Here is a 14796-nt window from a genome sequence, read left to right as displayed (position 1 = left end):
GTTCGCGACGAGGGCTGCCCGTCAGTCATGGACCTCGTGGCGCTGTCCACGCAGGACCTTGCGCCGCAGCGCCCACAGGCCCCACATCGAGAGCACCACGGCGAGGAGCCCGAGCGCCCATCCGAGGGCGAACTGGCCCGTGACCTCATGCCACACGGTCACCACGAGCAGGACCAGGCCCCAGAAGGCAAGGAAGCCCATGAAGATCTCGAACTGCTCCACCACGGCCCGCCGGTGGACGGAGGAGCGGCGGTAGGCCGCTCCTCCCACCGAGAGGGGATCGCGCGCTGTCGGCCCGCTCATACGGCCCTCCCCTGCTGGCAGCTCACTTGACGGCACCGGCGGTGAGGCCGGCCACGATCTTGCGCTGGAAGATGAGCACGAGCGCCACAAGCGGGATGGTGACGATGGTTCCGGCCGCCATGACGGCGGTGTACGGCTCCTGCATCGGCTGCGACCCGGCGAACGAGGCGATCGCAACCGTGACGGTCTTGGTCGCGTCCGAAGAGAGCTGGCTCGCGATGAGGAACTCGTTCCACGCCGAGATGAAGGCCAGGATCGCCGTCGTGAACGTGGCGGGAGCGGCGAGCGGGAGGATCACCTTGCGGAAGGCCTGTCCCTGCGTGCAGCCGTCGATGCGCGCCGACTCCTCGAGCTCCCACGGCATCTCGCGGAAGAAGGAGGTGAGGGTGTACACGGTCAGCGGGAGCACGAACGAGATGTTCGGGATGATGAGCGCCTGGTAGGTGCCCATCCACCCGATGTCCGTGAAGAGCTGGAACAGCGGGGTGATGAGCGCGACGCCCGGGAACATCGAGGCGCCGAGGATGAACCCCATGATGGCGAACTTGAACCGGAAGTTCAGTCGGGCGAGTGCGTAGGCGGCGAAGACACCGACGACGAGGGCGATCACCGTGGTCACACCGGCCACGAAGAGGCTGTTCAGGAGCGCCTGGCCGAACCGGTTGCCCAGGCTCGTGTCGAACACGGTGCGGAAGTTGTCCAGCGTGACGTGGGTGAAGAAGAACGTCGAGTCGAACGTGAACCCCACGTCGCGGAAGGCGGTGACGATCATCCAGTAGGCGGGCAGGAGGCACCACACGAGGATGATGGCGGCCTGGACATAGGTGCGCAGCTGCGCCCAGTCGAACGCGCGGGGCCGGGTCGGAACCTCGGCGGAGCGGGTGCGGGTTGCTGTTGCGGTTGCCATGCTACTTCTTCCCCCCGGTGCTCGCGGCGGCCACGGCGTTGGCGCCGAGGAATCGGACGAAGATGAACGCGACGATGAAGATCACGAGGAAGGTGATGGTCGATAGCGCTGCTGCCGTATTGAACCCTTGTCTGATCTGCTGGACCACGAGGATGGACAGGGTCGAGGTCCCGTTCGCACCGCCGGTCATGATGGCCGGGAGGTCGTACATGCGCAGGGCGTCGAGGACGCGGAAGAGGATCGCGACCATGAGGGCAGGCTTGACGAGCGGGAGGGTGATCTGGGTGAAGCGCTGCCACGTCGACGCGCCGTCGACCTTGGCCGCCTCGTAGACCTCGTCAGGGATGAGCTGGAGGCCGGCGAGGATGAGCAGCGCCATGAAGGGCGTGGTCTTCCAGACGTCGGCGATGATGATCGCCCACTTGGCCGGCCACTCCGAGCCGGTCCACAGGATCTGCGCTCCGAAGAGCTTGTTGGCGATGCCCTCGAACGCGAAGATGAAGAACCACAGCTTGGCGGTGACGGCCGTGGGGATGGCCCACGGGACCAGCACGGCGGCGCGCACGGCGCTGCGTCCGCGGAAGCTGCGGGCCATGATGATGGCCATCCAGAAGCCCAGCACGGTCTCGAGGGCCACGGTCACTGCGGCGAAGAAGAACGTCACGCCGAACGAGTCCCAGAACTGGGCGCCGAGGGTCCCGGGCGGGCAGGGCTGGCCGTTGCACTGCTGCAGGAGCCAGTGGGTGTAGTTGTCGAATCCGGCGGGTCCGCCCTCGACGAAGAAGCCCGTGGCCGGGTCGAGGCCCGAGTCCTTCTGGAAGGACATGATGATCGCGTTGACGACCGGGTAGATGATGACGATGGCGAGGAGGACGAGGGAGGGGGTCAGCAGGAGGCTGGCCCAGCGGCCCTGGGTCACCTGCTTGCGGTCGGCGCTCTCGCGGCCGGGCATATGGTGGTCGGCCTTGGGCGGGGCCGGTGTGTTCGTCACGTCTGTTGACATCTTGGTGTGCTCCTGTCCGGACGGCCGGGACGGGGAGGCGGCCTTTCGCGGCCGCCTCCCCGAGGGCCTGGGCCCTACTTCGCGCCGGCAGCTTCCATGGCCGACTGCATGTCGGACACTGCGGCATCCACGGTCTTCTCACCCTTCATCGCGGCGTAGGCGTTGTCCTGGATGGCCTTCGTCACACCGGGGTAGAAGGGGGTCACCGGACGCGGCACGGCGTTCTCGATCGAGGTCTTGAGGACCGTCAGGTACGGGAGCTTCTTGACGAGCTCGGGGTCGTCGTAGAGCTTCTCCAGAGCCGGGGCGAGCGAGCCCTGCGTCACGTACCAGCGCTGGGTCTCCTCGCTGATGATGAACTTCAGGAAGTCCAGGGCCGTGGCCTTGTGCTTGGAGTAGACGCTCATGCCAACGTTGTGGCCGCCGAGCGACGAGGCACCCGGGCCGTCCTTGCCCGGAAGCGGAGCGAGGCCGAGCTTGTCCTTGACCTTGGACGAGCCCTCGGTCGTGGCCAGCTTGTACACGTACGGCCAGTTGCGGTGGAAGAGGAGCTTGCCCGACTGGAAGGCGTTGCGGCCCTCCTCCTCGGTGAACGTGATGGCCTCGGTCGGGATGTTGCCGTCCTTGTACGCCTCGGCGAGCTTGCCCAGGCCCTCCTTGGCCTCGGGCGAGTTCACCGTCGTCTTGCCGGCGTCGTCCACGATCTTGCCGCCGAAGGAGTTGATGGCCTCGGATGCGTTGACCGTGAGGCCCTCGTACTTCGAGTGCTGGCCCGCGTAGCAGCCCATGTTGTTCTGCTTGGCGATCGAGCACATGCTCATCATCTCGTCCCACGTCTTCGGCGGGGTGGGCACGAGGTCCTTGCGGTAGTACAGCATCCCGCCATCGGAGTGCTGAGGTGCCGCGTAGAGCGTGCCGTTGTAGGTTGCCGAATCGACCACGGCGTCGAGGACGCCATTCGTGTCCAGGGCCATCTTGTCCTTGAGGGGCTGCAGCCAGCCCTTCGCCGCGAACTCTGCGGTCCAGACGACGTCCACACTCATGACGTCGTAGTTGGCGTTCTTGGCCTGGAAGTTCTGGACCAGGTCGTCGTGCTGCTGGTCGGCCTCGTCGGTCTGCTCCTTGAACGTGACCTTCTCGTCCGGGTGGGCCGCGTTCCACTTCTCGATGAGGGGGCGGACCACGTTGGAGTTGTCCTTGCCCTGGACGTAGGTGATGGGGCCGCGGCCGTCGAGGTTCGCCGCGGCGTCCCCGCCATCCTGGCCGCCTCCGCCGCCGCCGTTGCCGCCTCCGCCGCATGCTGAGAGGGCCATGGCCAGGACGCTCGCCACGGCAAGCGGCGGGACGATCCTGGCGGACTTGGTGTTTCTCATGCTCGACTCCCGTGTTGGTCGAGGGAGCGCGCCCGGCCGTCGGTGGCTGTGGCTGCGCTGCCCCAAGGGTGTGTGGTGGAGTTCACACTAGGGGCATTCAGGAGTTTTGTGCAAGCGCTTACGCAAACTTTGCGCAGCTTCCCCGCCGGGCGTATTGTCGTCTCTTCCCCGGAGAGCACTGAGGGCGCCGTCGGCGACGGCGCCGTCAGCTCCGAGCCCCTTCTGGAACTGTGGCCGGCCCCGGCCTACTCGCTCTTCTCGCCCTTGAAGACCCCCGCGATCTTCGCCCCGAGGCCCTTGACGTTCTCCGTGACATCCTCCGCGAGGTCCTTCGCGTGCTGGCCGACGTCCCCGGTGAAGAACTCCTTGACGTTCTCCGCAGCTCCCTCTGCGAGCTCCTTGCCCTTCTCGGCGGCCTCTCCCGCGAGCTCCTTGCCCTTCTCCACGGCCTCTCCCGCGAATTCCCGGCCCTTCTCCACGGCGGCGTCGAAGCCCTCCCTGGCGCGTCCGGTCCCGTTCGTCTCGCTCATCGTTCCTCCTTGCAGACGGTGCTTGGTGTGCCTTGGTCTGGTGCTGGTCCTGGATGTTCGGTCTGGTGCTGGTCCCGGGTGATCGGTCTGGCGCTGCTGCGCGTTGGTCTGGTCCTGCTCCTGTACAGGTCTGGCCCGCTCGGCGACCGCCTCAGCGGACCCGCTCGGCACGGCTGAGACGTGCGCGGGCGCCCGAGGAGATGTGCACCAGGACGGGAACGGAGACGCCGAAGACAAGGTCGAGGCGCTCGACGAGGACCTCAGCCTCTGCCGCGAGCTCGCCCGGATCCGCTCCCTGCCGGGCCACGATCCGGAGCCGGAGCGCGGTGCTCCCTTCGAAGTCGATGGCGGCCACGGAGGCGCCGAGCACATCCTTGCGGTGGCCGAGCCCCGCCCTGAGGGCCTGCCCCACGGCGGAGGCGGCGAGTGCCACGCGGCCGGGCGCCTCCCCGGGGAGGAAGGATCCGTCCGGCGCAGACCCGCCGTCGGGCCCGGTCGACGCCACGAGGTCCTTGCGGCCCGTGCCCTGCTGGGACATCCACCAGACCATCGCGAGCGCCATGAGCACCGTGGCCAGCATGGCGGCCAGCCACGGCCAGCCCACCGAGGTTCCGGGGATCCGTGCGCCCTCGAGCGCCCGGCCCAGTTCCCCCGCAGCGAGCGGGGTCCAGCTCTGCCACCACGCGGCCACCGCAGGGACCGTGGCCAGAAGGACGGCCAGCAGCCCGGCGGCGAGCAGCACCAGTCCGGCCAGCAGGATGAGCACACGGTTGAGCACGCGCGGCGTCCCGTTCATGCCCCGACCACCCCCGTCCCCTCGACCCGGACGCGGAGCTGCGGGTACGGCTCGGGGCCCAGCCGGTCCAGCTCCGCCTCGGTCGCCGCGAGCACCTCCTCCGCGCGCACGGGGATGCCGGAGGTGGGCCTGACATTGACCACGGCCTCGCGCTCCGAGAGGACCACCGTGACCTGCTCGCGCCGCACGACCGCCGCGGCGCGGGCCTGCCGCGCGAGCGCCGAGGCCAGCACCTCGTCGTCGACCACCACGGCCACGCGCCGCCCGCCGAGGGCGCGCCGCCCCCGGCGCCCCGGGACCAGCGCGAGGAACACGAGGAGCAGCCCCACGAACGCCACGAGGGCCCCGGCGAGGCCGAGGAGGCCGCGGTTGGCGCCGTCCGGCAGCCCGGTGACCCATGCGGCGGCCGACTCCGGCGCCACGACCCAGGCCGGCTGGCCCATCACCTGGAGCGTCGACTCGAGGAGCACGTAGACGCAGGCGAGGATCACCGCCGCCGCGACGAAGCCGGCGGTGTAGGCGCGCGAGGACGTGAGCTCGCGGCGGACCGCCTTCCCGAGCCCGTGGGCCGGCAGCGTCGGATCCTGGGGCGAGGCCTCCGGCATGGACCTGTTCTGGGGATCCCCTGGGACCTCAGGCATGGAACACCTCCCCCACTTCCGGGACAGGATGCGCTCCCGGACCGCCCACGGGCACCACCTGCCCGGTCGCGCCGACGCGTCGGCTCACCCGGACGCCCGAGATGCGCACGTCCACACGGCTGATCTGCGCGCCGCTCAGGGACGCCACCGAGTCGAGGACCCGCCCCTTCGCCGCCGCAGCCCGCTCCCATACCGTGCCGCCCCACGGCTCCAGATCCCGGGCGCCCGTCACGGACGCGAGGGGAGGCACCGCGATCGGCGCGACGAGCGCGAGGGCGAGGAGGCCGGCGTCGTCCGTCCACTCCGCGCGCACCTCGGCCGGCTGCACGCCGAACTCGGCGGCGACGGCGGCGCACGCGAGGCTCGTGAGCGCCTGCGTGCCCACGCGGTTGTGGCCCGCGAGGCGGGAGGCACCGGGGGCCGACGGCGGGGAGCTGGGCAGGGGGGGAGGGCCCGGCTGGGCGGGGCCGGGGCCGGGGGCCGGCAGCGCGGGGTCCACGGCGCTCACGAGGACGAGCGCCGCCCGGTCAGGGCCTCCCACACGCGGCGCAGGTCGAGGCGGCCCTCGGCCACCCGGCCGAGCACCGCGCCGGCCACGATGAACACGAGCGAGCCCAGGAAACCCCACACCCCGAACTCGAACGACATGAAGGCGAGGAACGCGCCGAACGCCATCCCCACGACGACCGGGTTCACTGGACCTCGATTCCGGACGGCTTGGCGCCCTGCCGCGGCTCGCCGATGAAGACGTCCGCGATCTCGACGTTGACTTCGATGACCGTCAGGCCCGTGAGCTCCTCGACCGCGCGGTACACCGCGGCCCGGACGCTGTCCGCGAGGGCCTGGAGGGGAACGCCGTACGCGGCGACGAGGGTGATGTCCACGGCCGCCTGGGTCTGGCCGACCTCGGCCCGCACCCCCGAGAGGTGGTCCGACTGGCCGACGGCGTCGCGGAGCGCGCCGAGCGCCCGGCTCGGGGCGGTGCCGAGCGAATGGACGCCGGGCACCTCGCGCGCGGCCGCCCCGGCGACCTTCGCCACCGCAGCCTCGTGGACCACGGTCCGGCCCGCGGCCCCCGGCGGGAGGGAGGCCCCCCGCGGAAGGCCCGGGTGCGCTCCGGCGCCCCCCTCGACTCCTGGTACGTGCCCCACCGCGTCTCCCGTCGCCGTCGTCCGAGCCGCGCCCACGCCCTGCGCGGCGCTGCTCCCGCGCCGGCGGGCGCGCCGCCGGTGCCTGATGTGCTCCACCTTAGTACCCGGGAGCGGCGGTGGGAGGTTGCGCGGGGGAACCGGTCGGGGAACGCCGAAGGGCCCCCGCTGCTGCGGGGGCCCTTCGTGGGTGGTGGCTCCGACCGGCGTCGATCCGGTGACCTTTCGATTTTCAGTCGAACGCTCTACCAACTGAGCTACAGAGCCTCGATGATCGCTCATCGAAAGGCAACTGGTCGAGACCATGTCGCCGAAGCGACCCTGACGGGACTTGAACCCGCGACCTCCGCCGTGACAGGGCGGCGCGCTAACCAACTGCGCTACAGGGCCTTGATGTTCCCGGGGCTACCCCCGCTCACAAGACCTAAATCCTACCAGAGCCTCAGGCCCGGTCAAAATCAGCTCCTGCGAGTACCCCCAACGGGATTCGAACCCGTGTCGCCGCCGTGAAAGGGCGGTGTCCTAGGCCACTAGACGATGGGGGCCAGGACTTCCACGGGACCCCCGCACGGGGCATCCCAGTCGAAGTGGACTTTCAAACTATAGGGCCGCCCGGCAGTACCACACAAATCGCTAGAGTGGGCCGCATGGACCCGGCGTGGATGGACGAGGACGAGTTCGAGGACGCCGTGGACGCCGCGCTCGCGCAGATCCCGGATGGCCTCGCGCGGCGCATGGACAACGTCGTGGTGTTCATCGAGGACCGCTACGAGCCGGGCCCCCACGAGGATCCGGACACCGTGCTCCTCGGCCTCTACGAGGGCACGCCCCTCACCGAACGGGACAGCTGGTACGCGGCCGGCTCGCTTCCGGACCGGATCATGGTCTACCGCGAGCCCATCCTTCAGATGTGCACGTCCCGCGACGAGGTGGTCGAGGAGATCCTCGTGACGGTGGTCCACGAGGTGGCCCACCACTTCGGGATCGACGATGACCGGCTCCACGAGCTGGGGTGGGGCTGAGATGGGACACGGCCACAGCCACGCCGGGCATGGCCACAGCCACGCCGGGCATGGCCACAGCCACGGCATGGGCGGCCCGGCCCGGCACCGGCGCCGGCTCCTCGCCGTCCTCGCGATCACCCTCGGGGTCGTGGTCGTCCAGATCGTGGCCGGCGTCGTTTCCGGCTCGCTCGCGCTCCTCGCGGACGCCGGCCACATGTTCTCCGACGCCGCGGGCCTCGCCATCGCGCTCACAGCGGCGTGGGTCGCGGGCCTCCCCGCCACCGACCAGCGCACGTTCGGCTACCAGCGCGCCGAGGTGCTCGCGGCGCTCGCGAACGCGCTCGTGCTCATGGTCGTCGCGGTGGTCATCGCGATCGAGGCCGTGCAGCGCCTCGGCGGCGCGGGCATGCATGAGGTGCAGACGACGACGATGCTCGCCGGCGCGGTGGCCGGCGCCGTCGCGAACCTCGTGGGGCTTCTCATCCTCCACGGCGCCCACCGCGAGAGCCTCAATGTGCGCGGCGCCTATCTCGAGGTGCTGGGCGACCTGCTCGGTTCGCTCGCCGTCATCGCGGCCGGGATCGTCATCCTCGCCACCGGGTGGGTGCAGGCGGATGCGGCCGCGTCCCTGCTCATCGCGGCGCTCATCGTCCCCCGCGCGTGGTCCCTCCTGCGGGACGTCGTGGACGTCCTGCTCGAGGCCACGCCCAAGGGCGTGAGCATCGAGAGGATCCGCGAGCACATCCTCTCCGCGCCCGGAGTGGTGGATGTCCACGACATCCACGCGTGGACCATCACCTCAGGCGTCCCGGTGTTCTCCGCCCATGTGGTCGTGGAGGACGACGTGCTCGACGCCGAGGGGCTCGACCGCGTGCTGGACAGGCTCGGGAGCTGCCTCAGCGAGCACTTCGACACCGAGCACTGCACGTTCCAGCTCGAGCCGGCCTCGCACCGGGACCATGAGCCGGAAGCCCACGCCTGAGGGCTGTACCCGGAACGCCGGAAGGGCGGCCTGATCTGTACCCGGAACGCCGGAAGGGCGGCCGGATCTGTACCCGAAACGAGGGGGCTAGGGGATGAGCATCGGCCCGAACTTGCCCCGGTCGGCAAGGCGCTCGTCCTCGTGGTCCGGGACCACCATGACCGGTCCCTTCGCGTGGTGCAGCACGCCGTCGGTCGTGGACCCGAGGAGCATGCCGGTGAACCCACCGCGCCCGCGCGTGCCCAGGACCAGGAGCTCCACCTCGCGGCTCACGTCCACGAGCACGTCCACCGGCGGGCCGTCCAGGAGGCTCGTCTGCACCTCGAGGTCCGGGAAATGGCTCTGGAGCCAGGCCGTGCCCGCCTTGAGCTGGCCGCGGATGTCCTCGAACAGCTGCTCCCGGTCCACAGGCGCGGGCACCCAGGCCAGCGTCCCCGTGAACTGCGGGACCGCGCACACGATCCGCAGCGGGACGCCCATGAGCATGGCCTCCTCGGCGGCGGCGAGCACCGCCACGCGGGCCTGCTCCGACCCGTCCACGCCGACAGCGATGATCCTCTCGACCGGGCGCCGGCCGTCCTTCGCCTGCTCGGCCCGGATGTGGCGGTCCTCGACCTCCTCTCCCAGGCGCTCGGCGAAGCGCAGCGGCACCGTCACGGTGGGGCAGTGCGCATGCGCGGGAAGGGCGCTGCTCACGGAGCCCAGGAGCCGGCCGACGAACCCGCCCCGGCCCCGCGTGCCGAACACGAGCAGCTCGGCGGCCTTCGAGAACTCGAGGAGCACGCCCGAGGCGTCCCCGGACTCGACGCTCGAGGTGACCTCCACGCCGTCGACCGTGCCGAGGTCCTCGAGCGCCTCGCGCAGGACCGCCTCCGCGCCGTCGCGGATCACGGTGTCGTCGAAGGTCGCGTAGCCGCCGTCCAGGCCCGAGGCGGCGAAGAGCGGCACGCTGTACGCGGTGACGACGTGCAGCGGGCGATGGCGGCGCTTGGCCTCCTGCGCGGCCCACTTGAGCGCGCAGTGCCCATGCTCGGAGCCGTCGACGCCCACCACGATCCCGGTGGGGAGATCCGACGTGTCCTCACCCGGCTGCGCCGCGTCACGCGCATCGTTCCGGGGGTCGAGCTGCTCGTCCATCGCTACCTCCTCGAGTCGCGGCACACGCCGCCGTGTTGACTCCATGGTGGCCCTTTTGGGGTGCTCCTCCAACCCTTGCCGCCGCGTGTTCCGCAGCTTCTGCGGCCGAACCCCAAGGCAGTCCGGGGCCCCGGCCCGGGACATCCGGAACCGCCTATCCACGGCCTCCGTTTTTCTGTAAGGTTCACCTCGTTGCCGTCCGCGCACCAGGCGCTCGCGCCGGGGCGAACGGCAGTGTTCTGCAAGCACGAGGGGGCCGTGGCGAGCAGTGCAGCCACCGTCCGAGCCGCAGGAGGAAAGCCGTCAATGCTCCGCACTGAGGAGATGCCCGCCGTAACCGGCGCGCGCGAGTCCACAGCCGCGGTGGTCATCGGGACCGGCCTCTCCGGGCTGGCCGTCGCCGCTGAGCTCAGCCGCCGCGGCGTCCCCGCCGTGACCGTGGACGGGCTCGAGAGCTCCTCCCCGTCCACCGCCACGAGCGCCCTGCGCATCGCCGACCTCTCGAGCGCCGAATCGGCCGAGTATCTCGACGTGCTCCGGCACCTCCGCAAGTACGCCGCGACCCACAGCCTGGACGTCCGGCACCACCGAAACGCCCGTCACCTCGCGCTCGTCGAGGGCAAGCCGGGCGACCCCGTGCGCTGGGCCGTGAGGACGGACGACGGCGTGGTGCTGGCCGATGCCGTGGTCCTCACCCGGTGCGCGCACAACCAGCTGCGGCGCTTCCTCTCCGACCTCGGCTACTCGCTCGGGGACCATCTCATGGCGGCGCTCGCCGAGATCGGGCTGTACCTCATCGGGGTGGCCGAGCTCGAGGCGCCGAGCACCCGCGAGCTCCTCCGCCAGGCGAAGTCCGTCGGCGCCGAGGTGGCAGAGCGGGTCCTCTAGCTGTCCTGGCCTTCGCGCAGCCGCTTCCGCGCCCCATACGCGAGCGTGCCGAGCAGGCCCACGGCCACAATCGCGAAGACGATGATGAGCCACGGCACGTCCGCCCTCGCCGGTGCGGGGGCCGGGCTCGGTGTGGCGGTCTCCCCCGGCTCGGGCGTGCCGATCTGGGCCCCTCCTGAGGCAAGGGACGACGACGGCGAGGCGGACGCCGCGGGCGAGGCGGCCGGCGTCGTGCTTCCCTCAGTTCCCCCGGCGCCCGCCGACGCCGTGAAGCCGAAGGTGCCCTCGATGGGGTGCGAATCCGAGCTGACCACGCGCCACACCACGGTGTAGGCGCCCGCGGGCGCACCGGCGCGGAGCCGCTGGGTCACGCTCGCGTCGACGACCTCGGCCTCGCCCTCGGACCACACCGTCCCGGCCGCGTCGGTGACCTTGACCTCCACGCCCACCCCGAGGGGGCGGTTGGTGAAGTCGAGGCGGACTTCGCCCGGCGCCCGCGCGACGGTGGCGCCCGACGCCGGGGACGAGCCTCCGAGCGCGTCGTGGGCCACGGCGGGGGCCGGCACGGCGACGAGGAACAGCGCCGCGAGGAGCAGCGCCGCGAAGGCCGCCGCGAGCCCCGGGATCGAGGCGGCACGGGACACCGGGGCGGCCCCGGGCGCGGCGGCCGTGGAGCGGTGCCGGGACAGGATCTGCATCACTCCACCCTAGTTTTCGACCATCGGTAGAACAACTGGCGGGTAGGATTGACCGCGGCCGGCTGCGTCGCCGTCCCATCCCACCCCCCTTTTTCCTGCCCAGGAGTGCGCATGGCAACGGCGATCGACCGTTACTTCAAGATCACCGAGCGGGGCTCGAGCGTCGGCCGCGAGATCCGCGGCGGCCTGGCCACGTTCTTCGCGATGAGCTACATCGTGGTCCTCAACCCGCTCATCCTCTCCGGCGCGGACGCCGCCGGGGACACGCTCGGCATCCCCCGCGTGGCGGCGGCCACCGCCCTCGTGGGCGGCATCCTGACGATCCTCATGGGCGTGTGGGCCAAGCACCCGTTCGCGCTCGCGACCGGCCTGGGCGTCAACGCGTTCGTCGCCGTCACCGTGGCCACGCACCCCGAGCTGACGTGGCCCGACATGATGGGCCTGGTCATCGTCGCCGGCGTGGTCATGTTCATCCTCGTGCTCACGGGCTTCCGCACCGCCGTGTTCAACGCGGTGCCCGAGGGGCTCAAGACCGCGATCGTGGTGGGCATCGGCGTGTTCATCGCGCTCATCGGCCTCGTCAACGCCGGGTTCGTGCGCCGCATCCCGGACGCCGCCGGCACCACCGTGCCGCTCGGCCTTGGCGACGGCGGCCGCCTCCTCGGGTGGCCCACGCTCGTGTTCGTGGTGGGCCTCGTCCTGACGATCGCGCTCGTGGTCCGCAAGGTCCGCGGCGCGCTGCTCATCGGCATCCTCGCCGCGACGCTGCTCGCGAACGTGATCGAGACGGTCTTCCGCGTGGGCCCGTCCTTCGTGCCCGGGCAGGAGCCCAACCCCGCCGGCTGGTCCCTCGTGGTGCCCGGCCTCGGCGACCTCGCGCCCGTGGACCTGAGCCTCATCGGCCAGGCCAACCCGATCGGCGCATTCACCCACCTCGGGGTGCTCGGTGCCTCCCTCATGGCGTTCGTGATCCTCCTGAGCATCTTCTTCGACGCCATGGGCACCATGGTGGGCCTGGCCCGCGAGGCCGGCAGCATGGATGAGAAGGGCCAGATCCCCAACGTGGACCGCGTGCTCCTCGTGGACGCGTTCGGCGCCGTGGCCGGCGGCGGCTCCTCGGTGTCCTCGAACCAGATCTACGTCGAGTCCGGCGCCGGGATCGGCGAGGGCGCCCGCACGGGCCTGGCCTCGGTGGTCACGGGCGCCCTGCTCCTGCTCGCGATGTTCCTCACGCCGCTGATCAACCTCGTCCCGTTCGAGGCCGTCGCGCCCGCCCTCGTGGTGGTGGGCTTCCTCATGTTCCAGCAGGTGGCGCGGATCGAGTGGACCGACCTCGGGATCGCCATCCCCGCGTTCCTCACCATCTCCCTCATGCCGTTCACCTACTCGATCGCCAACGGCCTCGGCGCCGGGTTCGTCTCGTACGTGCTCGTGCGCACCTTCCAGGGCCGGGCCCGCGAGGTGCACCCGCTCATGTGGGCCGTCGCCGCAGCGTTCCTGCTGTTCTTCGGGATCGGCCCCGTGGAGCAGCTGCTCGGCCTGTAGCACGGCCTGCGGGTCCGGTCGCCGAGCACGGCCCAGCGGGCCCGGACCGGGGGACCGGCCCGGCGGGCCCGGACCGGGGACCGGCCCGGCGGGGCGGCCAGCGCACCGAGCCCCCAGCACCGCTTGGTCCAAGGCGGAGGCAACCGGCGGGTCCCGACCAGACCCGCCGGTTCGCAGCGTTCCCGCCGGTCCCAACCCCCGCCGATGCAGGCAACCGGCGGGTCCCGACCAGAGCCGCCGGTCGGCTGCATTCTCGCCGGTTGGCAGCGTTCCCACCGGTCCACTGCGTCCCCGCCGGTTCGCAGCGTTCCCGCCGGTTCGCAGCGTTCCCGCCGGTCCCAACCCCCGCCGATGCAGGCAACCGGCGGGTCCCAACCAGAGCCGCCGGTCGGCTGCATTCTCGCCGGTTGGCAGCGTTCCCGCCGGTCCACTGCGTCCCCGCCGGTTCGCAGCGTTCCCGCCGGTTCGCAGCGTTCCCGCCGGTCCCAACCCCCGCCGATGCAGGCAACCGGCGGGTCCCGACCAGAGCCGCCGGTCCGCTGCATTCCGGCGAGCCCGTCACGCTGGCCCCGCGTTCGCCGGCTAAGCAGTCAGCGCTGTCCGGAATCTCGGACGAACGGACCGCAGAGACCCTTCCCGCAGGCGCCCTGCATGCGATGTGCTGGAGGGATGAGCAGCGCGCACGTCTCCGAGATCCCGTTCACCCCTTGGGCCGGCCGCCACGACGGCGACTCCCCCGACCATCGTCGCTGGTGGCAGGCGGTGCTCCCCTACTCGGCCGGGGCAGTCGCCGCGGCGGTGGAGCGCGCGCGTGACGCTGCGTACGACGCCGGCGAGTCGGGCCGCGCGGGCCGGGAACCCGCCGTCGTGCGCGCCCCGGCGGTGCTCCTCGGATTCGCCTGCGACGAGGGCGTGCGCCGCAACAAGGGCCGCACAGGCGCGGCGTCCGGCCCGGCGGCGATCAGGGAGGCCCTGTCCTCGATGGCGTTCCACCACGGGCGGGAGGTGTTCGACGCCGGCGACATCGCGGTGCCCCTCGGGACCCCGGACGCGCCCGGGCCGCTCGAGGACGGCCAGGAGCGCTACGGCTCAGCCCTCGCCGCGGCGCTCGACTCGGGAGCACTGACCGTGGGGCTCGGCGGTGGCCACGAGACGGCGTGGGCCAGTTATCTCGGCGTCGCGGGCTCCGAGCGGGCGGGCGGGGCACGCCTGGGCGTGCTCAACCTCGACGCCCACTTCGACCTCCGCGACGAGCCCGCGGCCACGTCCGGCACGCCGTTCCTGCAGATGGCGCGGGCCGAGGCGGCCGAGGGCCGCACGCTCCAGTACGCCGCGCTGGGCATCTCCCGGCCGGGCAACACCCGCGCGCTGTTCGACCGCGCCGACGAACTGGGCGTGAGGCACCTCCTCGACGAGTACACGACCCGGGAGACCGCCGAGCAGTTCACCGAGGACTTCCTCGCCGACCTCGACGCCGTCTACCTCACGATCGACCTCGACGTCCTGCCCGCCGCCGTGGCCCCGGGCGTGTCAGCCCCCGCGGCGCTGGGGGTGCCGCTCGAGGTGGTGATCGCCGTCGTGCGCCGCGTGGCCGCGAGCGGGAAGCTCCTGCACGCCGACCTCGCCGAGCTCAACCCGAGCCTGGACATCGATGGGCGCACGGCACGGGTCGCCGCGCGGCTCGTGGACACGATCGTGGGCTGAGGCGGACGCCTCCAGCCCGACGAGATGGTCCTTCTCCTGCGAAGTGGTCCCCTCGGACGCGCGGGAAGGGACCATCCCGCAGGAAGAGGACCATCTGGAACACGGACGGCGAAGGGACCGCACCTGTTGGTGCGGTC

17 protein-coding genes and 3 tRNA genes are annotated in these 14796 nt (G+C 71.4%); 5 read left to right on the top strand and 15 right to left on the bottom strand.

All coding sequences use genetic code 11. The features are described from left to right. Positions 1-21 precede the first annotated feature (21 nt). From ABCQ75_RS04965 to ABCQ75_RS04905, 13 genes are all read right to left on the bottom strand, one after another. Entirely contained in the window at positions 22-303 is a 282-nt protein-coding gene (locus tag ABCQ75_RS04965; protein ID WP_345883498.1) for a hypothetical protein, read from the bottom strand. 22 nt (positions 304-325) lie between these two features. Next, complete coding sequence (locus tag ABCQ75_RS04960; RefSeq protein ID WP_345883496.1) at positions 326-1210, bottom strand: carbohydrate ABC transporter permease; 885 nt, start codon at positions 1208-1210, stop codon at positions 326-328. Between the two features lies 1 nt (position 1211). Continuing rightward, entirely contained in the window at positions 1212-2213 is a 1002-nt protein-coding gene (locus ABCQ75_RS04955) for a carbohydrate ABC transporter permease (protein WP_427916040.1), read from the bottom strand. Positions 2214-2287: 74 nt separating this feature from the next. Beyond that, positions 2288-3586, bottom strand: coding sequence for an ABC transporter substrate-binding protein (locus ABCQ75_RS04950; RefSeq protein ID WP_345883495.1), 1299 nt, complete (start codon positions 3584-3586; stop codon positions 2288-2290). A 245-nt stretch (positions 3587-3831) separates the two neighbouring features. Further along, positions 3832-4116, bottom strand: coding sequence for a hypothetical protein (locus ABCQ75_RS04945; protein ID WP_345883493.1), 285 nt, complete (start codon positions 4114-4116; stop codon positions 3832-3834). Positions 4117-4267: 151 nt separating this feature from the next. Next, a complete protein-coding gene (locus tag ABCQ75_RS04940; protein WP_345883491.1) occupies positions 4268-4912 on the bottom strand; it encodes a hypothetical protein in 645 nt (214 codons plus the stop codon). Beyond that, positions 4909-5553 (bottom strand): DUF6286 domain-containing protein, encoded by a 645-nt coding sequence (locus ABCQ75_RS04935; RefSeq protein ID WP_345883490.1) that lies wholly within the window; start codon positions 5551-5553, stop codon positions 4909-4911. The genes ABCQ75_RS04940 and ABCQ75_RS04935 overlap by 4 nt, the downstream gene beginning before the upstream one ends. After that, the gene (locus tag ABCQ75_RS04930) at positions 5546-6094 is read right to left on the bottom strand and encodes a hypothetical protein (RefSeq protein ID WP_345883488.1); all 549 of its coding nucleotides are present in this window, start codon (positions 6092-6094) and stop codon (positions 5546-5548) included. Before ABCQ75_RS04930 ends, ABCQ75_RS04935 begins: the two co-directional genes overlap by 8 nt. Then, positions 6058-6249 carry a hypothetical protein gene (locus ABCQ75_RS04925; RefSeq protein WP_345883485.1) on the bottom strand — a complete coding sequence of 64 codons (192 nt, stop codon included), beginning with the start codon at positions 6247-6249 and terminating at the stop codon, positions 6058-6060. Before ABCQ75_RS04925 ends, ABCQ75_RS04930 begins: the two co-directional genes overlap by 37 nt. Further along, positions 6246-6611: an Asp23/Gls24 family envelope stress response protein gene (locus tag ABCQ75_RS04920; protein WP_345883483.1), complete on the bottom strand. Its 366-nt coding sequence runs from the start codon at positions 6609-6611 to the stop codon at positions 6246-6248. The genes ABCQ75_RS04925 and ABCQ75_RS04920 overlap by 4 nt, the downstream gene beginning before the upstream one ends. Before the next feature lie 281 nt (positions 6612-6892). Then, a tRNA-Phe gene (locus ABCQ75_RS04915) sits at positions 6893-6968 on the bottom strand. Between the two features lie 49 nt (positions 6969-7017). Beyond that, positions 7018-7091 (bottom strand) — tRNA-Asp (locus ABCQ75_RS04910). An 82-nt stretch (positions 7092-7173) separates the two neighbouring features. Further along, a tRNA-Glu gene (locus ABCQ75_RS04905) sits at positions 7174-7246 on the bottom strand. Between the two features lie 102 nt (positions 7247-7348). Here ABCQ75_RS04905 and ABCQ75_RS04900 point away from each other — a divergent pair. Beyond that, positions 7349-7723: a metallopeptidase family protein gene (locus ABCQ75_RS04900; RefSeq protein WP_345883482.1), complete on the top strand. Its 375-nt coding sequence runs from the start codon at positions 7349-7351 to the stop codon at positions 7721-7723. A 1-nt stretch (position 7724) separates the two neighbouring features. Then, positions 7725-8687, top strand: a complete 963-nt coding sequence (locus tag ABCQ75_RS04895; RefSeq protein ID WP_345883481.1) for a cation diffusion facilitator family transporter — start codon at positions 7725-7727, stop codon at positions 8685-8687. Positions 8688-8774: 87 nt separating this feature from the next. Here the strand turns inward: ABCQ75_RS04895 and ABCQ75_RS04890 are convergent, their stop codons facing one another. Then, positions 8775-9824, bottom strand: coding sequence for a universal stress protein (locus tag ABCQ75_RS04890; RefSeq protein ID WP_345883479.1), 1050 nt, complete (start codon positions 9822-9824; stop codon positions 8775-8777). Positions 9825-10130: 306 nt separating this feature from the next. Here ABCQ75_RS04890 and ABCQ75_RS04885 point away from each other — a divergent pair, with 306 nt between their 5' ends. Continuing rightward, positions 10131-10712 (top strand): NAD(P)/FAD-dependent oxidoreductase, encoded by a 582-nt coding sequence (locus tag ABCQ75_RS04885; RefSeq protein WP_345883478.1) that lies wholly within the window; start codon positions 10131-10133, stop codon positions 10710-10712. Here the strand turns inward: ABCQ75_RS04885 and ABCQ75_RS04880 are convergent. After that, positions 10709-11410, bottom strand: coding sequence for a copper resistance CopC family protein (locus ABCQ75_RS04880; protein WP_345883477.1), 702 nt, complete (start codon positions 11408-11410; stop codon positions 10709-10711). The two genes, ABCQ75_RS04885 and ABCQ75_RS04880, sit on opposite strands and share 4 nt — an antisense overlap. A gap of 111 nt (positions 11411-11521) precedes the next feature. Here ABCQ75_RS04880 and ABCQ75_RS04875 point away from each other — a divergent pair, with 111 nt between their 5' ends. After that, the gene (locus ABCQ75_RS04875; protein ID WP_345883476.1) at positions 11522-12955 is read left to right on the top strand and encodes an NCS2 family permease; all 1434 of its coding nucleotides are present in this window, start codon (positions 11522-11524) and stop codon (positions 12953-12955) included. A 669-nt stretch (positions 12956-13624) separates the two neighbouring features. Next, complete coding sequence (gene hutG / locus ABCQ75_RS04870; RefSeq protein WP_345883474.1) at positions 13625-14659, top strand: formimidoylglutamase; 1035 nt, start codon at positions 13625-13627, stop codon at positions 14657-14659. Positions 14660-14796: the final 137 nt, after the last annotated feature.

Source organism: Sinomonas halotolerans (genome assembly GCF_039615075.1).
GTDB classification, from domain to species: Bacteria; Actinomycetota; Actinomycetes; order Actinomycetales; family Micrococcaceae; genus Sinomonas; species Sinomonas halotolerans.
The sequence above is the reverse complement of the archived record's forward strand: the minus strand, read 5'-3'. Positions and strand labels throughout refer to the sequence as shown.

Coding starts and splice junctions, on each gene's coding strand:
- ABCQ75_RS04880 (WP_345883477.1), bottom strand. CDS start 11,410: ATGCAGATCCTGTCCCGGCACCGCTCCACGGCCGCCGCGCCCGGGGCC.
- ABCQ75_RS04960 (WP_345883496.1), bottom strand. CDS start 1,210: ATGGCAACCGCAACAGCAACCCGCACCCGCTCCGCCGAGGTTCCGACC.
- ABCQ75_RS04885 (WP_345883478.1), top strand. CDS start 10,131: ATGCTCCGCACTGAGGAGATGCCCGCCGTAACCGGCGCGCGCGAGTCC.
- ABCQ75_RS04945 (WP_345883493.1), bottom strand. CDS start 4,116: ATGAGCGAGACGAACGGGACCGGACGCGCCAGGGAGGGCTTCGACGCC.
- hutG (WP_345883474.1), top strand. CDS start 13,625: ATGAGCAGCGCGCACGTCTCCGAGATCCCGTTCACCCCTTGGGCCGGC.
- ABCQ75_RS04900 (WP_345883482.1), top strand. CDS start 7,349: ATGGACCCGGCGTGGATGGACGAGGACGAGTTCGAGGACGCCGTGGAC.
- ABCQ75_RS04940 (WP_345883491.1), bottom strand. CDS start 4,912: ATGAACGGGACGCCGCGCGTGCTCAACCGTGTGCTCATCCTGCTGGCC.
- ABCQ75_RS04935 (WP_345883490.1), bottom strand. CDS start 5,553: ATGCCTGAGGTCCCAGGGGATCCCCAGAACAGGTCCATGCCGGAGGCC.
- ABCQ75_RS04950 (WP_345883495.1), bottom strand. CDS start 3,586: ATGAGAAACACCAAGTCCGCCAGGATCGTCCCGCCGCTTGCCGTGGCG.
- ABCQ75_RS04875 (WP_345883476.1), top strand. CDS start 11,522: ATGGCAACGGCGATCGACCGTTACTTCAAGATCACCGAGCGGGGCTCG.
- ABCQ75_RS04890 (WP_345883479.1), bottom strand. CDS start 9,824: ATGGACGAGCAGCTCGACCCCCGGAACGATGCGCGTGACGCGGCGCAG.
- ABCQ75_RS04955 (WP_427916040.1), bottom strand. CDS start 2,213: ATGTCAACAGACGTGACGAACACACCGGCCCCGCCCAAGGCCGACCAC.
- ABCQ75_RS04895 (WP_345883481.1), top strand. CDS start 7,725: ATGGGACACGGCCACAGCCACGCCGGGCATGGCCACAGCCACGCCGGG.
- ABCQ75_RS04965 (WP_345883498.1), bottom strand. CDS start 303: ATGAGCGGGCCGACAGCGCGCGATCCCCTCTCGGTGGGAGGAGCGGCC.